At 35.8% G+C, this 22512-nt stretch carries 19 protein-coding genes and 1 pseudogene; 10 read left to right on the forward strand and 10 right to left on the reverse strand.

Annotated features, from left to right (window positions below; genetic code table 11):
- Nucleotides 1-16 precede the first annotated feature (16 nt).
- The 10 genes from QWZ06_RS11670 to QWZ06_RS11715 form a co-directional block, all read right to left on the reverse strand.
- Entirely contained in the window at nucleotides 17-1201 is a 1185-nt protein-coding gene (locus tag QWZ06_RS11670; RefSeq protein WP_290298224.1) for a hypothetical protein, read from the reverse strand.
- Between the two features lie 212 nt (nucleotides 1202-1413).
- Nucleotides 1414-2247 (reverse strand): type 1 glutamine amidotransferase, encoded by an 834-nt coding sequence (locus QWZ06_RS11675; protein WP_290298225.1) that lies wholly within the window; start codon nucleotides 2245-2247, stop codon nucleotides 1414-1416.
- 33 nt (nucleotides 2248-2280) lie between these two features.
- The gene (locus QWZ06_RS11680; RefSeq protein ID WP_290298227.1) at nucleotides 2281-3402 is read right to left on the reverse strand and encodes a carboxylate-amine ligase; all 1122 of its coding nucleotides are present in this window, start codon (nucleotides 3400-3402) and stop codon (nucleotides 2281-2283) included.
- 32 nt (nucleotides 3403-3434) lie between these two features.
- Entirely contained in the window at nucleotides 3435-4388 is a 954-nt protein-coding gene (locus tag QWZ06_RS11685) for an ATP-grasp domain-containing protein (protein ID WP_045497438.1), read from the reverse strand.
- 299 nt (nucleotides 4389-4687) lie between these two features.
- Entirely contained in the window at nucleotides 4688-4867 is a 180-nt protein-coding gene (locus QWZ06_RS11690) for a hypothetical protein (protein ID WP_290298229.1), read from the reverse strand.
- Nucleotides 4868-4896: 29 nt separating this feature from the next.
- On the reverse strand, nucleotides 4897-5400 hold the full coding sequence (locus QWZ06_RS11695) for an alpha/beta hydrolase-fold protein (protein WP_290298231.1): 504 nt from the start codon (nucleotides 5398-5400) through the stop codon (nucleotides 4897-4899).
- A gap of 28 nt (nucleotides 5401-5428) precedes the next feature.
- Nucleotides 5429-5707 carry a hypothetical protein gene (locus QWZ06_RS11700; RefSeq protein WP_290298234.1) on the reverse strand — a complete coding sequence of 93 codons (279 nt, stop codon included), beginning with the start codon at nucleotides 5705-5707 and terminating at the stop codon, nucleotides 5429-5431.
- Between the two features lie 2 nt (nucleotides 5708-5709).
- Nucleotides 5710-6924, reverse strand: coding sequence for an ATP-grasp domain-containing protein (locus tag QWZ06_RS11705; protein WP_290298236.1), 1215 nt, complete (start codon nucleotides 6922-6924; stop codon nucleotides 5710-5712).
- 140 nt (nucleotides 6925-7064) lie between these two features.
- The gene (locus QWZ06_RS11710) at nucleotides 7065-8480 is read right to left on the reverse strand and encodes a leucyl aminopeptidase family protein (protein WP_290298238.1); all 1416 of its coding nucleotides are present in this window, start codon (nucleotides 8478-8480) and stop codon (nucleotides 7065-7067) included.
- A gap of 4 nt (nucleotides 8481-8484) precedes the next feature.
- A complete protein-coding gene (locus QWZ06_RS11715) occupies nucleotides 8485-9609 on the reverse strand; it encodes an alpha/beta hydrolase-fold protein (protein ID WP_290298239.1) in 1125 nt (374 codons plus the stop codon).
- 197 nt (nucleotides 9610-9806) lie between these two features.
- Between QWZ06_RS11715 and glgB the strand changes: the two genes are divergently transcribed.
- From glgB to QWZ06_RS11765, 10 genes and pseudogenes are all read left to right on the forward strand, one after another.
- Nucleotides 9807-11753, forward strand: coding sequence for a 1,4-alpha-glucan branching protein GlgB (gene glgB, locus QWZ06_RS11720; RefSeq protein WP_290298240.1), 1947 nt, complete (start codon nucleotides 9807-9809; stop codon nucleotides 11751-11753).
- Between the two features lie 2 nt (nucleotides 11754-11755).
- Complete coding sequence (locus QWZ06_RS11725; RefSeq protein ID WP_290298241.1) at nucleotides 11756-13162, forward strand: glycogen synthase; 1407 nt, start codon at nucleotides 11756-11758, stop codon at nucleotides 13160-13162.
- Nucleotide 13163: 1 nt separating this feature from the next.
- Complete coding sequence (locus QWZ06_RS11730; RefSeq protein ID WP_290298242.1) at nucleotides 13164-13727, forward strand: FEKKY domain-containing protein; 564 nt, start codon at nucleotides 13164-13166, stop codon at nucleotides 13725-13727.
- Nucleotides 13728-13743: 16 nt separating this feature from the next.
- Complete coding sequence (locus QWZ06_RS11735; RefSeq protein ID WP_290298243.1) at nucleotides 13744-15012, forward strand: glucose-1-phosphate adenylyltransferase; 1269 nt, start codon at nucleotides 13744-13746, stop codon at nucleotides 15010-15012.
- 198 nt (nucleotides 15013-15210) lie between these two features.
- Nucleotides 15211-15618, forward strand: coding sequence for a hypothetical protein (locus tag QWZ06_RS11740; RefSeq protein ID WP_290298245.1), 408 nt, complete (start codon nucleotides 15211-15213; stop codon nucleotides 15616-15618).
- A 341-nt stretch (nucleotides 15619-15959) separates the two neighbouring features.
- Nucleotides 15960-17498: a hypothetical protein gene (locus QWZ06_RS11745; RefSeq protein WP_290298246.1), complete on the forward strand. Its 1539-nt coding sequence runs from the start codon at nucleotides 15960-15962 to the stop codon at nucleotides 17496-17498.
- Nucleotides 17499-17520: 22 nt separating this feature from the next.
- Nucleotides 17521-17919, forward strand: a complete 399-nt coding sequence (locus tag QWZ06_RS11750) for a hypothetical protein (protein ID WP_290298248.1) — start codon at nucleotides 17521-17523, stop codon at nucleotides 17917-17919.
- Nucleotides 17920-17972: 53 nt separating this feature from the next.
- Nucleotides 17973-18356, forward strand: a complete 384-nt coding sequence (locus QWZ06_RS11755) for a hypothetical protein (protein WP_290298250.1) — start codon at nucleotides 17973-17975, stop codon at nucleotides 18354-18356.
- 168 nt (nucleotides 18357-18524) lie between these two features.
- Nucleotides 18525-19565, forward strand: a complete 1041-nt coding sequence (locus QWZ06_RS11760) for an SRPBCC domain-containing protein (RefSeq protein WP_290298251.1) — start codon at nucleotides 18525-18527, stop codon at nucleotides 19563-19565.
- A 125-nt stretch (nucleotides 19566-19690) separates the two neighbouring features.
- Nucleotides 19691-22502, forward strand: a pseudogene (locus tag QWZ06_RS11765) (2-oxoglutarate dehydrogenase E1 component).
- The last annotated feature ends 10 nt before the right edge of the window (nucleotides 22503-22512 follow it).

Here is a 22512-nt window from a genome sequence, read left to right on the forward strand (position 1 = left end):
CATCGGTTTTATAGATTTATCCCTCTGCAAAAAAGGCATTAGAACTTCCAATCCAAATAGCATCTTTCTTATTGAAATCTACATTTACCATGGCAGCTTTGGTCATTCTTCCCAGATTTTCCAGGAGGATAGGACGCTCTTCATTTTCTTTCCATATATATAATAAACGGATTTCTGCTTTTGAAAAATCTCCATTGATGTCTTCAAAAAGCGGTTCATACGTTACCTTTCTCTGTAATATATAATTTTCTTTATCTTCAATGGCATCCGTGATCTCTTTGGTTGGGTTTAGATTTACACCGCTTCCAGCAAATGAAAACAAGGGTTTCAATACAAAGCTGTCTAAGTTTTCATGCTGTGGGAATTCATGTAAGAAATAACTCTTGGGAACAAATTGATGTTTTAATAGAGGTAAAAGAAACTTGGAAATTTTAAAGAACCAATTAGGATGAGTAATCCACTTTACATCAACCTCTTCACGAAAATTAAATTCAGTGACCAGATCTGGGATTCTGTCCAATTCATCAAATATAACCCGATTGTAGATCCTTTTGATCTCGACAAGTCTGCCATTGTTTTCGTAATAAAGCTTTTTACCTTCCTTCTTTATCTTGGTCAAACATACTGTTTTGATGCCTAATAACTTTTCTGTCAAGGCGAAATCAATAGCTGTTTTTTGTTTTTCAGGGAAAATTTCAAGAAGAATTACATTCTCGGGATTTTCATCTCCTACAATCAGTTCCTTCAAATGGTTTTTAAAAATCTCATGAGGCATAGGATTTTTGATCTCTGAAATAAAAGGGTACACCTCACAGTATGTTTCTTCATATACTTTCTGAAAAGCATACAAAGAAGGAAAGGCTTGCAGTTCTATGAGTTGGGGTTCTATTTCCCCATTTCCACTTTTACAAACTCCAAAATCGATGGTGAAAAAATGAGGCTGATTCGTATCATTAGGAACTCTGCAATTATCAGGAATAGCTTTTTGAAGCGTTTCAACAGGGAGAGCCTTAATCTGACTAATAATACTTTCGCTGGCATCGAGTAATTTAGCCTCAAATTCTTTCGTAAGAAAAATCGGACTTTCTGATACTCTAAAACCCGGTTCTACACCTCCTTTTTGCTGCAAAATATCCTTCAGGTTTTTATATTTTTCATCTGAAAACTCCTTGTTGAACTGTTTTCTGTATTTTGGGATCATATTTTTTCTTTTGTGATGTTAAAAAAATCGAGCAGTAATGCCCGATGTTTTATTAGATGGAAGCCAGTTGCCGGAAGAGGGAAGTTTTTGAAGCTGAGATTTTAAAGCAAGAGCAATTGTACTGATACCTCATTAAAATCAAAAGTTTACCAGAAGTTTAGTTACTGTTAGAAACTTCCAGCCTCCTTCTTCCAGCTTCCTTACTTATTAAGTTAAGCCAAAGACTCAGCTTCCTTCAAAATGTTTTTTTTTGCGAACTGAAGAAATCTCGGAAGAATCTGGTTTCTGGTCAGGATGATTTTATCTTCATCATCTATTCTGTCCATCGTTTCAAGGTATTTCTCCATTCCGAAGTTTTCGATCATAGCTTCTCTGTTTTTGTCATCCTTAAGGTTTTCAATTAAAGCCTGAGGGCTTGCTTCCGGATGAAACTGAGTTCCAAAGATCTCATCAGAAAAACGAACCGCCATTACAGCTCTTTCCAGATTGATATGTGGACGGAATTTTTCAATGGCCATAACCGTCATTCCTAATTCTTCGAAACGATCATGATCAGGTTCAATGAATTGATAAGCTCTGGAATCTACCGCATAAAAAGGATCCTGAAGATTTTTAAATAAAAATTCATCTCTGCCTTCTCTTGTTTTGTGTACGGGCATCACTCCAAAAGAATAGGATTTTCTTTTACAGATATTTCCTAATTTCCAGTGAATACTCGCCAGTTGGAATGAATGACAAATCAGGAAAAGATACTTTTTATCTTCATTGTATTTATTATGTTCTAAAACGGAATCTAAAAAATGAGCAAACCTACTTTCCCACTCAAAACCTTCACGGTGTGGAGTCCCTGGTCCGCCTGAAGAAATAAAAATATCAAAGTCTCCAATCTCCGGCATTTCATCTTTAAACCTCACATCAAATGTCTTGATAATTACATTTTCTTCAGAGTTCTGCTGAAACGTTTCAGAAATTTCTTTAATGTTTCTAAAGCCTTGATTGACGTGATTATTGTTCATGTCCAGCAGAGCAATTCGAATATTTTTCATTACATCATATTTTTTGTAAAGTTACCAAAAATATTATGAAGCAGTCTCGCCATGTGTTATGCCATACTCTGTTTCCGAAATCATATAATCCACAACCTTAGTAAGATCGCCGGTTTCCTTGAATATCTGGAGTTGTCTGTCTGCGCCGGTTCCGTTTTCCAAAATTTTCCATGCGTATTCTACCTCATGACGGCATCCTAAATCGTCTACTACATCATCTATAAACTCCAGTAATTCTTTTAATAAGATAGGATAAGGAACAGATTCTTCTTTTCCAAAGTCAATCAGATGAGATTCGATGCCACTTTTTGAAGCACGCCATTTATTTTCGTTCAACAAGAGTCTTCTGTAGCTTCTGAAGCTTAGATTTTGTTGGTGAAGTTTATAAATTTTGGCCACTAAACTCTGCATAATGGCTGCAAGACATACTGTTTCATCAATTCTTAATGGCATATCACAGATCCTGAACTCAATGGTAGGGTAGAACGGGTGAACCCTTAAGTCCCACCATATTTTCTTGGCATTGTCAATGGTTCCTGTTTTTACCAGAAGATCAACATAGCTGTCAAATTCAGCTAAAGAGTTGAAGTAACTTGGAATACCGGTTCTCGGAAATTTAACGAAAATTTCCTGTCTGTAGGATTTAAACCCTGTATATCTTCCAATCCAGAATGGAGAATTGGTAGATAAAGCATAAACGTGAGGCAGAAAATAACGCATTACATTCTGAATTCTTACTCCTTCTTCACGATTAGGGATTCCAATATGTACGTGAAGCCCAAAAATCAGATTTTCACGGGCAACATCGCCCATATCATCTACGATTTTGATGTATCTTTCCCCTTGGGTGATACTATTGTCAGACCAATGAGAAAAAGGATGGGTTCCGCCTCCGGAAACACGTAATCCCTGTTCGTGGGCAGTATTGATCAAATGTCTTCTCAAATTCGTTAATTCTGCTCTGGCTTCCTGGATATTTTGACAGATTCCAGTCTCCATCTCAATCATGGATTCGTGCATTTCGTGCTTTAGATTTTCACTTAATACCGCCTTTCCACCTTCGATGATTTTTGATACATGAGAAATCAGATCCCTGCTTTCAACATCAATAATCTGATATTCTTCTTCGATTCCAATAGTAAACTGATGATGCATTGTCTTGTGTTTTTTTATTCTTTTTTTCAAACTTATTTTATGGAATCTTTCACAAAAGTTCCCCAAGTGATATTAGGTTTTCCCGGAACATATTCCTTGGCTTTTTCAATAGCCAGTTTTGCAGCATGTTCTATAATCCATGCAAAATTCTCTTCTCCTACAGAATTTCTGTCTGCATCCGGAGCTGGATTGCAGAAGTCGATCGCATAAGGAATACCATCTCTTACAGCAAATTCTACGGTATTGAAATCATATCCTAAAGCTTCATTCATTTTAATTGTATAATCATGAATGGTTTTCAATAATTTTTCAAGCTCTTTACCTTGTGTCTGGTGGGTTGTGGCATATCTCAGGTGATGCGGATTTCTAGGTTCATAAGGCATAATATGTACATATTTTCTGCCCAGGCAATAAACCCTGTAATAATCATCAAAGACAATTTCCTCCTGAACCATCATGACCAGTTGTTCTGTTTCTCCAAGCTTATTCCAAAGATCATCCGGGTTTTCTACTCTGTAAACGCTTTTCCAGCCACCACCATCGTGAGGTTTCATATAAGCCGGGAATCCTACATAATTGAAAATATATTCCCAGTCGTGAGGAAATTTAAGGTTTCTGAATGAAGTTTCCGAAGTATCGGTTGGTCTCTCATGAGAGGGAAGCAATACAGTTTTCGGTAACGGAATTCCTAATTTGCTCATCAGTGCATTATTAAAAAACTTTTCATCAGCACTCCACCAAAACGGGTTATTGATTACATAAGTGCCATTAAGTGCGGCATTTTTCAGATATGCTCTGTAAAAGGGAACATCCTGCGAAATTCTGTCGATGATGACGGCATAACCATAATCTGCACCTTGTTCAAGTTTATCAATGGTAACAGGCTCGGCCACAATATCTCCGCCACCCAGTTCATTGACTTTGTCTATAAATGCCCAGGGAAATGTGTCCTCCATACCGAATAGAATTCCTACTTTTTTTGTCATAATTTTTGTTTTTAATGGGTGTATATTTTTTCTATTTTATCTTTTTTTTGGATGAAAAAAGGTTTTCAGTCCAGATTTAGCTCGTGTGATTTCTTTGATTACCTCATCAAAGATCCTTTGAATTTTCGACCACTCCGGCTGAGGGAGATATCATGTCCTCAATTGTGATATTGGCAGAAACTGAAAATTTTAAATTTTCAAAAGACTTAATGCACACTCACACACAGGTAGTAGTAGCTTAAAATAACCTAAGTGTTAAAAACTTTAGTGCCTAAAAATAAAGGCTAAGTTTAAAAACTCTAAGAAAAATAAGCTCCAATAAATGTTGGAAAAACAAGTCTCCACAATGGCCAGTCGTGTCCAATCCATTTTCTTTCATCATACCAGAAATCAATGCCTTTTACCCTTAAAATTTCAGCCATTTCAATATTCTTGTCCTTACAGATATCCTGATCGGAAGTACTCAATACAATATGCATGTGTTTGTATTTCCAGGCTTCATCATTTCTTACAAACTCCCTTGGACAGTTGAAATAACCAGGTCATCAGAATAACCATTCATGAAGTTTCTTACACTGAAAGCTCCTGATAGACAAAATAAATGAGAAACCACATCTGGAAATCTGAAAGCGAAATTAGCGGCGTGATAGCCCCCAAAACTGGCTCCTGCCACTGCTACTCGATGAGTTTTATGAAGCTTTTGAATGTAGGGCACAAATTCCAAAATCAAAAACTGGACATAGCGTTCATAGTTTTTTATTCTCTGCTGTGGAGATATTTTTTCATCATAAAAACTCCAACTATCAATGGTCTGAATATTATAAAGCTTTACTTTTCCCTGTTCTACGAACCAATTGATGCTTCCGTTAAGATGAAAATCATGGTTCTGGGTGTATTGTCCTTGAGAAGTCGGGAACATAATGATAGGGTGTCCATAATTTCCGGTTACTTCTACTTTAAGGCTTGTTCCCAGTATATTGGAATAGTAGTCTGTATGTTCTATATGAGGCATTTTTTCTTATTTGGTTTTAATATGGTCATTATAATCTTTTGAGAAATTCAATTCCTCCGAGTTTGTCATGTTCCAGAATATCCAGTACCAAAGTTCCTAACTCAGGATGTTCCAGTATGATATTTTCTTTAAAGATCCATTGGGATCCGCGCTGATTGGCATCGGTAGAGTCAACGAATCTGTAATAGGTTCTGTTTTCCCATTTTCCAGTATTAATCTTGTCTAAATTATGAATTAAAACAGGCCTTTCTGGCAGATTTAATTTTATAAAATCAATACTGCTTTGAATATCAGTTTGCCTATTCATTTTTAAGACATTAATTTACTGCTTTTTGGAGGGAGAATATTGAGCATTTCTGCATTGATTTTTTCTGCAGCACTGTCCAATCTTTCCTCTATCACAGACGCTTCACTGGATTTGTAAACAATCCCAACATGATAGTCTATGGGGAGAAATTTTACAACTTCTTCACATTCAAATTTGCTGTAATCGGGTTCTTTATCTTTAATAAGAGCGACAATAAGTCCGGAGTAATAGCCTGTAGGAGGAGAGACACTATAGTTTTGGTTTCTTAAAAGAGCATCTTCGATTTTAGCCCATTCCCGCCAGATATTGACACCACTTGAAGCCTCTACCAAATCAGGAATATGTGCACCACCTACTCTTGAAGAGGTTTCCAGGAAGTACCATTTTCCATCTTCTTTTCCACGAATAAATTCTGTATGGGTAGCTCCGTTGAGAAGTCCGAAATTGGAAAGTACTCTGGAATTAATTTCTTCCAATGCTTTGAATTCATCAGAGTATCTTCCTAATGTTTTAGATCTGAAAACACCACCCTCATGAGAAACCTGCATAGGAGGAGCAAGATATTTTGATGCAGAAGTAAATACAATTTCTTTATTGAATGTAAGGCTGTCTACATGATATACATCTCCGGGTTTAAAGCTTTCCAGCAAGAAAAGATGGCGCTCTTCTCCAAGGATATCCAACGCTTCGTGAAGCTGTTCTTTAGTCATGATCTTTTTGATTCCTGATGCAGAAGCTTCCGATCGGGGTTTAAGTACCCAAGGTGCAGGAACTTTATCCACAAACTCATTCACCGTATCATCATTGAAAACAGCTGTGAATTCCGGAACATTAATCCCTGAATCTTTTGCTTTTTGACGCATGGCGAGTTTATCTCTGAAATAGCGATGGGTAGTTTGGCCCATTCCCGGAATACGAAAAGTTTCCCGGATCAGGGCAGCTTTTTCCACGTCATAGTCATCAAGAGCTACAACAGCATCCACTTTTCTGGTTTTCATCAGGTGTGAAAATCCCTGAATCAGATGCTCAAGGTTCCAGACAGACGGTTTAATTTCAGGCATATAAAATACCTCATCAATGGCATGCCAGGGCCAGTTTTTTTCTTTAAGATTTTCTGATGTTACTAAGATGATTTTATTACCGAGCTTCTTCATTTCATCCATGAAATCATAGCCCTTGTAATAGCACGAAATACATACTATAATTTTCTCCTCCATATAATGTTTTTTAAGTTTTAGTGAATTATCAAAAATAAAAGCAATTCTTTATTATTTGATTAATATCAAAAATTAAAATATGATATACTTTCCTAAATCACTAATCAAGTATACAGAGAATTTTTGTAATAAACTAATTTTTAGTGATAATTTTCGATTAAATCCGACAATAGTTGAACACCAAAACCAGTAGCTGCTTTTTCCTTAGCATATCCTACATTTCCAAAGGCAACTCCTGCGATGTCTAAATGTGCCCATTTAGGGTGGTTCTCAGTGAATTGCTCTAGAAATTTAGCGGCAATAATACAGTCTCCAACAGGTTTCATAGAGATGTTTTTTAAGTCGGCTACATCAGACTGAATATCGTCTTTCCAAATATCCCATAAAGGAAGATTCCAAAGCCTTTGATTGGTTTGATCTCCGGTTTTTATTAAAAGATTTTTCAATTCTTCATTATTAGAAAACATTGCTCCACAAGTATCGCCAAACATTCTTACTGAACTTCCTGTTAAAGTTGCGAGATCAATAAGGAAATCTGTTTTATAGTTTTTTGCTAAATAAGAAAGTCCGTCTGCAAGAATCAATCGGCCTTCTGCATCAGTATCAATAACTTCAATCGTTTTTCCATTGTAAGCTGTAATAACATCACTTGGGAGTAACGCTTTTTCAGAAACAGCGTTGTCTGTGATAGGAAGGATCGCGGTGATATTAACAGGAAGTTTCATTTCTGCAGCATAGATCAAGGCGCCTAGAACAGCTGTTGCACCACCCATATCAGATTTCATATAGTGCAGATTGGCAGAACCCTTGATGGAAATTCCTCCTGTATCAAAAAGAACACACTTCCCAACAAGTCCAAATGTTTTGGCATTTTTCACCGTGGTTTTATATTCCAAAATAGTAAATGCTGCATCATAGGCACTTCCTTGATTAACGGCAAGATAAGCCCCCAGTCCAAGCTCTTCACATTTCTTTCGATTGAAAACGGTATACTTTAATTCATATTTTTTGGCCATATTTTTAAGATATGAGCTAAAAATATCCGGTTTTTTGAGATTAGCAGGTTTGTTTAGCCAATCCTGACAGGCAATTTGTCCATTGCTTAAGGCTTCAGCTTTTTGGCTAATGTGATCCAGTCTTTTCTGGCTTAAATTCTCAAAATGCAGTTCGAATTTTGCATTCCAGAACGGGTGATTTTTTTCAAAAGGATAATTATAAGTTCCGATGAGGAGTCCCTTTACAAATTCTTCAAACTGTTTTTCACTAAGGAAATCGGCCAATAGTAAAGTTGAAACAGCTTGTAGTTTTTCTTTCTGGGATTGTGAAAATTTTACTCCAATCTGCTGGATTTCGAAGTTTTGAAAAGTAGATTTTCCCAGTCCGATAAAGTAAGTGATTCCTTCCTCATGGGCATTGATGAAAATCTCATACTTTTTTCCCGTGAAGAATGTTGAAATATTTTTATTGAAATTCTTGTTGGTCTTTGCCCATTCTTCCTCTGTGAATAAATGGAAAACCTGAGTGTAATTGTTATTTTTTTTGTTGATTAGTTTCATAAATCTAGTTCTTAATGCTTTGTTGTTGTGGTTTTACTTCGACAGGATTTTCTGTGTTGTCATAGAACAGCCATTCAATAGCTCTTGGGAATTCCTGAGACCAATAAAATTCATTGTGTGTTCCTTCAGGATTAATGTTGGTTCTGAATTCAAAATCGAAAAGGTTCTTTTTCTCCCATCTTTTCAAATATTCCTCGAAAATATGGATTCTTTTTACCATTTTGGAACCTTCCTGGCCACCGCCATATAAATATATTTTTGTTTTAAAAGGGACTCTGAAGTTCATCATTGGGAAGTTATTGTTTGGTTCTACCCAAAGAGAAGGCGAGAAAATCAATAATTTGGAGTAAACTTCAGGATAAAGAAAGCCACTGTAGATACTGATTAATGCTCCTAGTGAACTGCCACCGATTCCGGTGTTATCTCTGTCTTTTTTGGTGCGGTAATTTGCATCTACATAAGGTTTTAAAGTATCAGCAATAAAGCGGATGTATTTTTTTCCTTCAGAACCATTCGCAACATTATCATTATCGAAGATATACTCTTTAATTCTTTCTTCACTTCCATGTTCAATGGCAATCACAATGATGTCTCCACGCCCATATTCTGCAAGGATAGAAAGCTTTTTATCAATTTCCCAATTTCCGAAACCACTGCCTTCATTGAACAGATTTTGAGCATCCTGAAGATATAAAACAGGATAATCTTTATCTGAGGTATGATAGTCATAGGGTAATACAGCCCATATCTTACGATAGCGATCCAGTTGTGGAATATAGAATTTTTCAGAAATCACTTCAGCAATAGGGAAGAACTCTTCTTTGAAAGGCCCCCAGTTTAATCTCCATTTTTCTACTTGATCAGAAATTGCTTGTAGAGACTTTTTAACCTTTCGGTTAGGAGTGATATTTCCGTATCGGTCAAGTTCAACATTTTCCCAACCTCCTTTGGTGAATTTATATTCTATTTCATCCGAAAGCGATTGATTATCAATTTCTATGAAATAATTCCCAGGATTTAATTCCTTAAGTTGATAATTGTAGTCTTTAGGATTCCAATTATTGAAATTTCCGGTGATGAATACCGGTCTGTCGTCTTTTTCATCAGTATAAAGTTCAAACCTCATCATAAGTGTTTAATAAATATTAGCTTGCTAAATTTATAAAAAAGATTGTTTTAGAATCATAAAAAAGTGAATTAAAAAATGATATATTTGATAGGAAACGAAAGAAGAAAGCTAACTTGACAATTATTTGATGAATAATTAATCGCTAATGTCAGTATTTTTCGTAGTTTCAAGCAAAATATAAATACAAACTGATCTTGATGAATTCTGTTAAAACCTATACGCTTTTCACCGATCATGATGTATATCTTTTTAAAGAAGGTAGACATTATAAGCTGTATGGTAAATTTGGAGCGCATTCTGTAAAGAAAGATGATGTGGCGGGAGTTTATTTTTCAGTTTGGGCACCTCATGCAAAAAAAGTATCTGTAATAGGAGATTTTAATAACTGGAATCATAAAGATCATATTCTGTTTCCAAGATGGGACGGTTCCGGGATCTGGGAAGGTTTTATTGAAGAATTGCCCTGGGGTACTTTATATAAATATGCTGTGGAAACAGCAAGAGGAGAGATCTTAGAAAAAAGTGACCCCTTTGCTTTAAGTTGGGAGCAGAATATTCAGGCTGCTTCATTGGTTTCTACAACCTGGTATGAGTGGAATGACAAAGAATGGATGGAAAATCGCCGCGAGAAAAATAATTTGAATGCCCCCATATCTGTGTATGAACTGCATTTAGGTTCATGGGTAAGGGAGAATGATGATCCTGATCGTTTTTTGAATTATCGCGATATCGCCGAAAAACTCGTTCCCTATATAAAAGAAATGGGTTTTACCCACGTAGAGTTTATGCCCGTTATGGAATATCCTTACGATCCTAGCTGGGGATATCAGATCACGGGATTTTATGCCGCTACATCACGCTTTGGTTCTCCTCAGGATCTGATGTTCCTGATCGATGAACTTCATAAAAATGATATAGGTGTTATCCTGGATTGGGTGCCTTCACATTTTCCAGGTGATGCCAATGGACTTCATCGTTTTGACGGTTCTTACCTGTATGAACATGAAGACCCAAGAAAAGGTTTTCACCCCGACTGGAAATCATATATCTTTAATTATGGAAGAAATGAAGTGAAATCTTTCCTCATTTCCAATGCGATGTTTTGGTTGGATCGTTATCATGCAGATGGACTTCGTGTAGATGCAGTTACTTCAATGCTTCATCTGGATTATTCAAGGAATGAAGGCGAATGGGAACCCAATATATATGGTGGAAACGTCAATCTAGAAGCTAAGGCCTTTTTACAGGAATTCAATACGGCTGTTTACAAGGAATTTGGAAATAGTATTATGACAATTGCTGAAGAAAGTTCAGATTTTCCGATGCTGACTAAGCCTGTTCATGAAGGCGGTGTAGGTTTTGGAATGAAATGGATGATGGGCTGGATGCACGATACGTTGGATTATTTTAAGGAAGATTTTGTCAATAGAAGATTCCACCATCATAAACTTACGTTTGCTTCCATGTATATGTATAACGAAAATTATATGATGCCTTTGTCACATGATGAAGTAGTGCATGGGAAAGCAAGTCTTATTTATAAAATGAAGGGTGATGAGTGGCAGAAATTTGCCAATCTTCGTACCTTGTATGTCTATATGTATACCCATCCGGGAGCCAAACTCCTTTTTATGGGGGATGAATTTGGGCAAACCAGTGAATGGAATTTTAAGCAAAGCCTGGATTGGCATCTTTTGAAATATCCTGTGCATAAAGGATTACAGAATGTAGTAAAGGAGCTTAATCATTTATACAGATCTGAATCAGCTTTGTATGAAAATCAGTTTGATAAACATGGTTTTGAATGGATAGAAGCTGACGATCTTGAAAATTCAGTATACGTTTATCTCAGAAAAGGAAAAAGAAAAGATGATGTTTTGATGACGGTATTGAATCTGGCACCAAAAGTTTTGGATTACAAAATAAACATTCCTAGCGGAACCCATTGGGAAGTGATTTTTAATTCCGATGATGAAGAATATAGCGGAAGTGGAGTGATTTCTGAGATTTTGGAAGAGAAATATGAAGATGATGCAGATTATCATAAGTTTATGATCATCAAGTTGCCTCCTCTGGCAGGTGTTGTTTTAAGACAGCAAAAAGATAAAAAGTATAAATTACACAGAATTAAACACAAAAGATAAAAATGGTAATCTATCATTTAAGTACAGAATGTTACCCTGTAGCAAAAGTAGGTGGCTTGGCAGATGTTGTTGGGGCGCTTCCGAAATATCAGAATAAAATAAAAGGAATAGATGCCAAGGTCGTAATGCCATGGTACAACAAACCCTTTTTCTATGAACATGAATTTGAGGTGGTTTTTGATGGGTTTATTCATCAGGGGTCAAACATGCTTCAGGTTCAGGTGATGAAAGAGAAAACAAATGTTCTAGGATTTGAGCTGTACATGGTGAAAATCCCGGGGCTACTGGATAGAGATAATCCTTATGGTTATCAGGATGAAAGTTTTCAGTTTCTGGCTTTTCAGCAAAGTGTTCTGCATTGGATGTGTGCTATGGAAATTAGACCAGATGTGCTTCATTGTCATGATTATCACACCGGATTGATTCCTTTTATGGTAGAACATTGCCCTGAATTTAGCTTTCTGCAAGGTGTAAAAACTATAGGAACCATTCATAATGGGGAGTATCAGGGAATGATGAGTTGGAATATGGCGAATTATATGCCTTCTTTTGATGCCTACAAATGGGGACTAATGGATTGGAACGGTTTTATGAATCCATTGGCAAGTATGCTGAAATGTTCCCATGCTTTTACTACCGTTTCCGAAGGGTATCTGGAAGAACTTTTCATCAGCTTCCGAGGATTAGAAAGTCTCGTTCGTCAGGAATTTGGAAAAGCCTATGGAATTATCAACGGAATTGATACCGAAGTCTGGAACCCTGAGACTGATCCGATGCTGGATTTTAATTTTAATAATAAAAATGCAGTCGCTCAAAAGAAAAAGAATAAAGAGAAACTCTGTAAAGAATATGGTCTAAAGCCGGAATTGCCTTTATTTGCATTCATTGGCAGGTTTGCTACAGAAAAAGGAGCTGATTTGTTACCGGATGTAGTATGGCGAAGTATCAAACAAAGCTACGGAGCTTTAAATATTATGATCTTGGGCTCGGGAAATACCTATATTGAGAATAAACTTAAAGAATACGATTATACCTACACCAATTTTGCTGTGGATCTCGGCTATAAAGAACATCTTTCTCATAAGATCTATGCCTCGGCAGACTTTCTATTGATGCCATCAAGAGTAGAACCATGTGGACTGAATCAAATGTATTCTATGAGATACGGAACAGTTCCTGTAGTAAGATATACAGGCGGATTGAAAGATACAGTAGAAGATATTTCAACAGGCGGAGCAGGGTTGAACTTTACGTATCCCGGTGTAGATGATATTGTACATGCGATGAACAGGGCACTTGGAGTTTACAACCAAAAAGGAATGATGGAGGAGCTTATTCATGCTAATATGAAATTTGATTTTGCATGGGAGAAATCTGCCGAAAAATATATAGCTTTATATAAAAACTGATATGATGAAGAATCTTCTTTTGGGAATATTAGTGATTATAACTGCTTCTTGTGAGAAGGGAAGTCATAATATGCTGGCAAAGGAAGAACAGAATCAGTCTAAAGATGAATACTATACAATACTAGGCTATGGAATGCCTGATATGGAAAGGCAGAGATTGGTAGAAGGAATTTCAGAAAAATGGAAAATAAAAAATATAGATGTTGCAGGTTGTGAAGTAACCCAGGAACTGACAGATAGTGTAGCAGCAGAAAATAAGAAAACATATGCTGCGTTGGAAAAGAGGTATGGGAAAGACTGGAAAGTAAGATATGAAAAGGATATTGAAGCTTTCATAATGAAGCAGGCAGATATCATGGATATTTTGATTGTCAATAAGCCATTTCGCGAAAAGCTTAAAAGTTGTAACATAGAAATTGATGGAGTCATTAAAGAGGTTAAACAACTCACTAATTCTGAAGTATACGACGTGACGGTATACGATTTTGATAAAAATTATAAAAAAATAATCTGCTGTACAGTGCAGGTGAATACCAAAGACAGAACAGTAAACTTAATAAAATAAAAAACGCAATATATTTATGAACCGAAATGTAATCTCTATTGTATTGGGCGGTGGCAGAGGAACAAGATTATTCCCGTTAACGTATTCCAGATCAAAACCGGCAGTCCCTATTGCTGGAAAATACAGGCTGGTGGATATTCCGATCTCAAATTGCCTAAACTCAGGACTGAATAAAATTCTGGTATTGACTCAGTTTAACTCAGCTTCCCTGAACTCACATATCAAAAACTCTTATCACTTCGATATCTTTAGTCAGGGGTTTGTAGATATTCTGGCAGCAGAACAGAACGTAGAAAACGACAGCTGGTATCAGGGAACTGCAGATGCTGTGCGTCAGTCTATGAAACATCTTGAAAAATATGATTACGAATATATCTTAATCCTTTCCGGAGATCAGCTTTATCAAATGGATTTCAGAGAAATGCTGGATTTTCATATCGAAAACGGAGGCGATCTTACCATTGCAACCATTCCCGTAAATGCTAAGGATGCTACAGGTTTTGGGATCTTAAAATCTGATGATGACGGAAATATCACGTCTTTCTATGAAAAGCCGAATTATGATATGTTGGAAGGTCTTACATCTGAAGTTTCAGAAGAAAATAAACACAGAGGTAAGGAATATCTGGCTTCCATGGGAATCTATATATTCACCAAGACCATCCTTAAGAAAATGTTTGATGAAGGAGCGGGTGATGATTTTGGAAAAGATATTATTCCAAATTCTATTGGAAAATATAAGACATTAAGTTATCAATATGAAGGGTATTGGACGGATATTGGAACGATAGAATCATTTTACGAAGCCAATTTGGATCTTTGTCTTGATCTTCCACAATTCAACCTGTTTTCTTCCTCTCCGATCTATACAAGAGCGAGGATGCTTCCACCATCAAAGATCAACGGCTCTTATGTAAGTAAGGCTGTTTTTGGCGATGGATGTATCATCATGGCAGATAAAATTGAAAATTCAGTGATTGGAAACAGAACCAGAATAGATAAAGGAAGTACCATTGTTAATTCTTACGTCATGGGTGCGGATTTCTATCAGAATACCACAGAAATTGTTCTGAACGACAGAGCTGGCCGCCCGAATATGGGAATTGGAAAATACTGCTATATTGAAAAGGCAATTCTTGATAAAAACTGTTATATCGGAGATAATGTGAAAATTATCGGTGGAAAACACCTTCCGGACGGTGACTATGACACTTATTCAGTACAGGATGGTATTGTAGTCGTGAAGAAGGGGGCTGTGCTGGCACCGGGAACGCATATAGGATGAGAAGTAAGGAAGAGGGAAGTTGGAGGCTGGTAGTTATTAAAGTCAGGATAATGAATATACCTTTTCTTTATTGAAAGGGGATAAAAAATAATTCAATCAAAGAATTGTTGCTCATCATTGGACTAACAGTAGCTTCCAGCTTCCTTATTCCTGCTTTAATCAGGTTAATTAAACGCATAATTAGAGTGATCAACATAAGTGAAACCAATAAAATCTATCCTCATAACTGTTGCAATAATATTTTCTTGCATCGTCAATGCACAATTGGATACCTTAAAATATTTAAAGCAATTTGAAGCAAATAAAGCTCAATATATAGGAAAACCTTTTGCGGTGCTGCTTAATGACATGATACAGATACAACCCAAAACAGTCTGGCCAGTTCTTATTACTAATAAGAAAAGTGTCATCAGAGAATCTGAATTCAATTTTTGTGATAAAGAAAAAAGTTTTAATAATGTAATTAAGCTTTATATAACCTGGCAGGAAGAAATTCCAAGAAGTGATATAAAATATTGTGAGCAGAAAAATGGTTTTTATTTCACGGAAGAAGAACGCGTATTGTATGGAAATAAGATAGTGAAGGATATCTTGGTTTATCGTTGAGAATGAAGAGGTATACTATTCAGGATAAGAAATAAAAACTCATGATAGATAGCAACTTGTAGTTTCTTTCATTGACTTCTACTCTTTAATCAGGTTAATTATTGTTAAACATATAATTAGAGTGATCAGCATATTGGTCACTTTTTTTATTTTTAAACAATTAGAAGTATTCTAATGAGGTAAGCGAAGGTGTGCAGCGATATTGCTGAAACACTTTGAGAAAATATAAGATTTAGAAAAAAAAAAAATCTTGGTAGACCATCAGACTAGTTATTTAAATTGAAAATCACTATTCTGTGATATTGTAAATTTTAATATATTAGCAACTCAAAAAAATATTTATGACGAGAAAAAATATTCTTCAGTTAGCGCTGCTTGCATTGCTAACATTTTCCTTGCATTCCTGTAGAACAGAAGATGAAATACTTCCCAAAGAAGAACAAATCCAATTCAGGGTTCCTATTGAAATGTTTTTGAAATTTGAGGAAAAAAATTTGTCTGATCCTGAATTTAGAGCACAGAATAAACAGGAAATGGGTCAGGCTAACCAAAAGAATGCTACTTATAGTACTTCTACTGTAAATATTCCATTGTCTCAAGTAAGTTATAAAATGCCTTTTAGAGAAACTATAGAAGCATTTTTTCGCAATAATACAGATTTGAGAAAAGATTTCTATCAGGATTTTGGTACCCCGTTTTATAATGTATCAACCTATACTTATGGGAATAACTCTAAAGCTATTGCTTTTCCTATCCTTCAAGGAGATCAGGTAACAGCGTTTATACATGGTATCGTTTCACCCAACAGAGACTATGTCCAATTTACCGTAATACAGAATAATGATCCTGTAACTTTGAGAGTGTTAAGTATTCTTCAGGATGCAGTAGATAATCTTTATCCTAAAAATCCTACGCCAATGGGGAAATTTGCGAAGGAGCAATATATCCGAGTTAATGATATAGAGGAAATCACCATTATTAAATTCAATGTTTTCTCTGGCGGTGGCGGCGGTTTTGGTTATTTATTTCCTGGGCGAGACTGGTGGAAAGATGCACAATGGAAAGAACCTGGTAACATGCATTTTGGTGGCGGTGGAAATGCAATGTCTGGAGATGGCTCTAAGCATAAGTTTCCAGATTATTTGGATCCAGGGGATAATCCTTGTGAAAAAATAAAAACAAATAATACAAAGGTTAAGGATTTACTTGATAAAACTGAGATAAAGAATAAAAAAGAACAAATTACATCAAATATTTCCACTGATGCAAATGAAAAGTCTTTCTCTTTTGGAAAAGATACTTATGGTAATTATCAAACCACTACAATAAAAACTGGAATAGACGGGCAATCTGTAGGGGTAATGGCTACTGCTAATGATATGACCATTGAAGGAGGAGCACATACTCATACCACTAGTTTATTTAACTGTTTTTCGCCAGCCGACTTCTATGCTTTGCATGATGCGAATAAGGCTAATTCTGCTTTCCAATATTTTTATGTATTTTCTGAGACTGCAGGGTATGCAATGACTATTACCAATCCCGAAAGATTTAGGACTTTTTTGAGTAATCTACCTGCTGATTCTTATGATACTACTACAGGAGATTGGAAAAAAGGATCATCCATTTATAATGATTTTAATGCAGCATTCCAACAGTTTAAAGATTCTGGCATTGATGAAGATCTAGCTTTTGAATACTCTACAGCAATGGTAATGGGTAAGTATGATATGGGAATCTCCCTAAGCAAGCAAGAGGCTGGAGGTAATTTTAACTCAATATTTGTACAGGAAAATAAAATGAATATACCTGTTGTGTCAGGGGGAACGATCTCTGTAAATATTTATAAAAAAACAGATGATTGTAATCTAAAAAAATAAACAACTTTATAATATTAGTTCTATGAAAAAAATATTTATAATCATAAATTTCTTACTGTTCAATTTTGGATATTCTCAACTAGATACCTTGAGTTATCTCAAACAGTTTGAAGCGAATAAAGCTCAATATATAGGAAAGCCTTTTTCGGTTTTGCTTAATGATATGACGCAGATACAACCTAAAACAGTCTGGCCAGAATTGAATATGAGATTTAAAACCTTTATTATTGGTAATCATTTTAAATTTGCAAATAAAGAATTTAGTTTTCATAATGCCGTAACATTAACTATTACTTGGAAAGATACCATTCCTATGAATCTGTTTAATTATTACGGGGAAAAAAATCATTTTTTTTTCACTCAGGAAGAAAAAGGCTTTTACGGAAGTAAAATCATAAAGGATATTATGGTATATAGATGATGTTTTTTTATTAAACTACTTTAATGGTGTGAGCTATGAAAAAAATATTTTTAATGATAAGTTTCTTATTATTCAGTTTTGGATATTCTCAACAGGACACCTTAAAATACTTAAAGCAGTTTGAAGTCAACAAAGCTCAATATATAGGAAAACCTTTTTCAGGATTACTTAATGATATGACAAAGATTCAGCCCAAAGCGATATGGCATAATGGGCCTTTTAATAATAAAAATATAAGAACCTCTTCTGACTTAGGCTTTTATGATTTGTCAAAAGGCTATGAATTTGGTGCTGTTACTCTTGTTATACATTGGCAAGACCCTATATCAGTAACAGAGGTCAATTATTATAAAAATAAAAACAAAAATAACTTCACATCTGAAGAAAAAAACTTTTTTGGGAAGAGAATAATAAAAGATATCCTGGTTTATCGTTGAGAATGAAGAGGTATACTATTCGGGATAAGAAATAAAAACTTATGGTAGATAGCAACTTGTAACTTCTTTCATTGACTTCTTCTCTTTAATCAGGTTAATTATTGTTAAACATATAATTAGAGTGATCAGCATATTGGTCACTTTTTTTATTTGTATTACTTTTGTGCGATGCGTATTTTTAAATATTTAACGGTAATTATTATTCTTTTGGGAGGGGCATATGCTGCTTCCATGTATTATTTTGTAGATGAAAGTAAGAATTTTACCGTTGAGAAAGAAGTTGATTATCCGGTAGATAAGGTTTTTGCTCAGTTCAATAATCTTCAGAACTTTACAAGGTGGAATAATTTTTTTACCAGTTCACAGGCCATGGATATAGACTATTATACGCCTTATGAAGGACAGGGAAGTGCCATCAGTTATGTAGACAAAAAGAACGATACCGATGGTGAAATGTTCATTCGATATGAAAATACCAATAAGACCTTAAAGTATCAGCTTTTTGAGGATGAAAATGAAAATCCGACATTAGTTGACGTGAAATTCAAGCCAATTTCCGCAGAAAAAACAAAAATTAAATGGTATGTACATACTCCGAAACTTTCTGTCTGGAGAAGGGTAGAAAACTTCTGGACGGAAGACCGTTTTGCTGAAAATATCAACAAAAGTATGGTGAATCTTAAAAATTCTCTTGGAAATAAAGTTGAAAAAGACAATCAGATGGCGGCAATCAAGTATGACAGTCTGATGGTAGAAAATGAAGAGGATAAGCTATTACTAGGAATCAATGTAAGTACAGCCAATAAAAAGGATGCCCTCTATAAGAATATTGTGATGAATTATAACAAGGTGTATAATTTCGTAACGATGGACCTTGGTAAAAGGGATGATGAATTTGGATATCCGGTTTTGATGACTGATGCGGATAACTATAAAGACAAAGAGGTTTCTTACTTCCTGGGAATTCCACTTTCTAAGAAAATCGGAGTCTCTGACAATAACTTTAATTTTAGGACTGTAAACCCATCACAAAACTACGTAATGTACTACAAAGGGAGCTATGAAGGCCGAATTAAGGCGATTCAGCAGCTTATTCTGAAAGCCAAAAAAGATGAGATGCGCTTCGGAGATATCCGCCAGACCTTTATTGAGCGTCCGATGGAAGGTCAAGACGTAAACATTAAGCTCTCATTATCAGTGTATAAGTAATTTTTTTTTAATTATTTTTTTCTTAAGTTTTTTTAACGGTTTCAGACTGTTCTAACTCGGTTTTTTTTATTAAATTTGAAGATTAATTCTACAAATAAATTTTAATAAATAGATAAACTGTAATAATGGACAGATTTTCATTCCTAAACGCAGCTCATTCTCAGTTAATTGAGGATTTATACCAACAGTACTTAAAATTCCCGGACTCTTTAGAACCATCATGGAAAGCTTTCTTTCAAGGCTTCGATTTTGCTTTGGAGAACTACGGAGATGACGATAACATTCAATTTATTCAGGCTCCGGCCAACGCTGCTCCTGCAGTACAACAAATTTCTCAGGCAGTAACAAGCGGAGAAGTTCCTGAACACATCAAGAAAGAATTTAAAGTAGTAAACCTTATTGAGGCTTACAGAACAAGAGGGCACTTGTTTACAAAAACGAACCCAGTTAGAGAAAGAAGACACTATACACCTACTTTAGATATCGAGAACTTCGGTCTATCTACAGCAGATTTAAATACAAAATTCAACTGTGCCGTTGAAACAGGGATGAAAGAGCCTGCTACTTTAGCAGATTTGATCAAGCACCTTGAAAATATCTACTGTGATTCTATCGGAGTAGAATATACATACATCAACAACGTTGAAGAAAAAGATTTCATTAAAAAATGGCTTCAGGTGAATGAAAACCACCCAAGCCTTTCTGCGAATGAAAAAACAGAAATTTTATTAAAATTAAATCAGGCTGTAGCCTTTGAAAATTATCTTCATACAAAATTTGTAGGTCAAAAAAGATTCTCACTGGAAGGTGGCGAGACTTTAATCCCGGCTTTAGATCAATTGATCTCAAGATCTTCTCAATTAGGAGTAGATGAAGTAGTATTGGGTATGGCTCACAGAGGAAGATTAACGTATTATCAAACATCTTCGGAAAATCTTACAAGCAGATCTTCTCTGAATTTGAAGGAAAAGAATTTGAAGAAGATGTATTCTCAGGTGACGTTAAATATCACTTAGGATCATCTAAAAAGATCAAAACTGCTTCAGGAGAAGAAGTGTGTATCAACCTGACTCCGAACCCGTCTCACCTTGAAACCGTAGCAGCTCTAGTAGAAGGAATCTGCCGTGCAAAAGTAGACGATAAGTATAAAGACTATTCTAAAGTATTGCCAATCATCATCCACGGTGATGGTGCTATCGCAGGACAGGGTATTGCTTATGAAGTAGCTCAGATGATGACGCTGGAAGGATACAGAACAGGAGGTACTGTTCATATCGTTGTAAACAACCAGGTATCTTTCACCACAAACTTCCATGATGCAAGATCTTCAACCTATTGTACAGATATCGCAAAAGTTACAGAATCTCCTGTAATGCACGTAAATGCTGATGATGCTGAAGCGGTAGTTCACGCGATCCATTTTGCTGCTGATTTCAGAGCTAAATTCGGAAAAGATGTATACATCGATCTATTAGGATACAGAAAATATGGTCATAACGAAGGGGATGAGCCAAGATTTACTCAGCCTAACCTTTACAAAGCGATCTCTAAGCATCAGAACCCAAGAGAAATCTATAAAGATAAATTAATCAACGACAGCGTTATTTCTAACGATATCATCAAAAAAATGGAAGTTGACTTCAAAGCGCTTCTTGATAAAGATTTTGATGCTTCCAAAGAGATCGAGAAAAACGTAATGGATCTGTTCATGTCTGAAGATTGGGTAGATTATCCAATTGGAAAGAGAGGAGCTGTTCAATTACCGGTTGATACAAAATATGACTTAGTTAAATTGAAAGAGTTGGCGCTTACAATGTCAACACTTCCTGCTGATAAAAAATTCCTTAACAAGATTACAAGACTTTTCGAAAACAGAATCAAGGCTATTGAAGGAAATTCATTAGACTGGGCACTGGGAGAGTGGTTAGCCTATGCAACACTACTTGTAGAAGGTCATAATGTAAGAATCTCTGGGGAAGATGTAGAAAGAGGTACATTCTCTCACAGACATGCTGTTGTGAAAACAGAAGATACAGAAGAAGAATATATCCCATTAAGACAAGTTTCAGAAAGCAGATTTGATGTATTCAACTCTCACCTTTCAGAATACGGTGTTTTAGGTTTCGACTATGGATATGCAATGGCTTCTCCCAATACATTAACGATCTGGGAAGCTCAATTCGGGGACTTCGTGAACGGTGCTCAGATCATCGTTGACCAGTACCTAGCTGCTGCAGAAGAAAAATGGAAAATCCAGGACGGATTGGTAATGTTATTGCCTCACGGTTCAGAAGGTCAGGGTGCAGAACACTCTTCAGCAAGATTGGAGAGATTCTTAACACTTTGTGCTAATGAAAATATGGTAGTGGCTAATATTACTTCACCTGCCAACTACTTCCACTTATTGAGAAGACAGTTGAAATGGGCATTCAGAAAGCCATTAATTGTAATGAGCCCTAAATCTTTATTGAGACACCCTAAAGTAGTTTCTCCGCTTGAAGATTTTGCAACAGGTTCATTCCAGCCGATCTTAGATGATCCAACTGCAGATCCTAAAAAAGTAGAAAAATTAGTTCTTTGTTCAGGTAAACTGTACTTCGAATTATTAGCGAAGAAAGAAGAATTAAACTGTGAAAATATTGCATTGGTAAGATTCGAACAGTTATATCCACTTCAGGCAGATGCTATTGAAGCGATCTTCAACAAATATGAAACAGAAAACAACTAGTGTGGGCTCAGGAAGAACCTGAAAACATGGGAGCTTGGTCTTATATCCTAAGAAACTTCAGAGATACAGGAATCCAGGTAGTGTCTCCGGTACCAAGCGGTGCTCCGGCTCCGGGTAGCCACAAAATGTTTGAGAAAAACCAAAATGCAGTAATCAACAGAGTATTCGATAGAGATGATGCTCCTGCAAAAAGACCCGTTACAGCTTAATTTAAATAAT

Origin of the sequence: Chryseobacterium tructae, from assembly GCF_030409875.1 — a bacterium.
GTDB lineage: Bacteria > Bacteroidota > Bacteroidia > Flavobacteriales > Weeksellaceae > Chryseobacterium > Chryseobacterium tructae.

Bases quoted from the DNA above. Each gene is read 5' to 3' on its own strand.
- QWZ06_RS11670 (WP_290298224.1), bottom strand. From the start codon at position 1,201: ATGATCCCAAAATACAGAAAACAGTTCAACAAGGAGTTTTCAGATGAA.
- QWZ06_RS11675 (WP_290298225.1), bottom strand. From the start codon at position 2,247: ATGAAAAATATTCGAATTGCTCTGCTGGACATGAACAATAATCACGTC.
- QWZ06_RS11680 (WP_290298227.1), bottom strand. From the start codon at position 3,402: ATGCATCATCAGTTTACTATTGGAATCGAAGAAGAATATCAGATTATT.
- QWZ06_RS11685 (WP_045497438.1), bottom strand. From the start codon at position 4,388: ATGACAAAAAAAGTAGGAATTCTATTCGGTATGGAGGACACATTTCCC.
- QWZ06_RS11690 (WP_290298229.1), bottom strand. From the start codon at position 4,867: ATGCATATTGTATTGAGTACTTCCGATCAGGATATCTGTAAGGACAAG.
- QWZ06_RS11695 (WP_290298231.1), bottom strand. From the start codon at position 5,400: ATGCCTCATATAGAACATACAGACTACTATTCCAATATACTGGGAACA.
- QWZ06_RS11700 (WP_290298234.1), bottom strand. From the start codon at position 5,707: ATGAATAGGCAAACTGATATTCAAAGCAGTATTGATTTTATAAAATTA.
- QWZ06_RS11705 (WP_290298236.1), bottom strand. From the start codon at position 6,924: ATGGAGGAGAAAATTATAGTATGTATTTCGTGCTATTACAAGGGCTAT.
- QWZ06_RS11710 (WP_290298238.1), bottom strand. From the start codon at position 8,480: ATGAAACTAATCAACAAAAAAAATAACAATTACACTCAGGTTTTCCAT.
- QWZ06_RS11715 (WP_290298239.1), bottom strand. From the start codon at position 9,609: ATGATGAGGTTTGAACTTTATACTGATGAAAAAGACGACAGACCGGTA.
- glgB (WP_290298240.1), top strand. From the start codon at position 9,807: ATGAATTCTGTTAAAACCTATACGCTTTTCACCGATCATGATGTATAT.
- QWZ06_RS11725 (WP_290298241.1), top strand. From the start codon at position 11,756: ATGGTAATCTATCATTTAAGTACAGAATGTTACCCTGTAGCAAAAGTA.
- QWZ06_RS11730 (WP_290298242.1), top strand. From the start codon at position 13,164: ATGATGAAGAATCTTCTTTTGGGAATATTAGTGATTATAACTGCTTCT.
- QWZ06_RS11735 (WP_290298243.1), top strand. From the start codon at position 13,744: ATGAACCGAAATGTAATCTCTATTGTATTGGGCGGTGGCAGAGGAACA.
- QWZ06_RS11745 (WP_290298246.1), top strand. From the start codon at position 15,960: ATGACGAGAAAAAATATTCTTCAGTTAGCGCTGCTTGCATTGCTAACA.
- QWZ06_RS11750 (WP_290298248.1), top strand. From the start codon at position 17,521: ATGAAAAAAATATTTATAATCATAAATTTCTTACTGTTCAATTTTGGA.
- QWZ06_RS11755 (WP_290298250.1), top strand. From the start codon at position 17,973: ATGATAAGTTTCTTATTATTCAGTTTTGGATATTCTCAACAGGACACC.
- QWZ06_RS11760 (WP_290298251.1), top strand. From the start codon at position 18,525: ATGCGTATTTTTAAATATTTAACGGTAATTATTATTCTTTTGGGAGGG.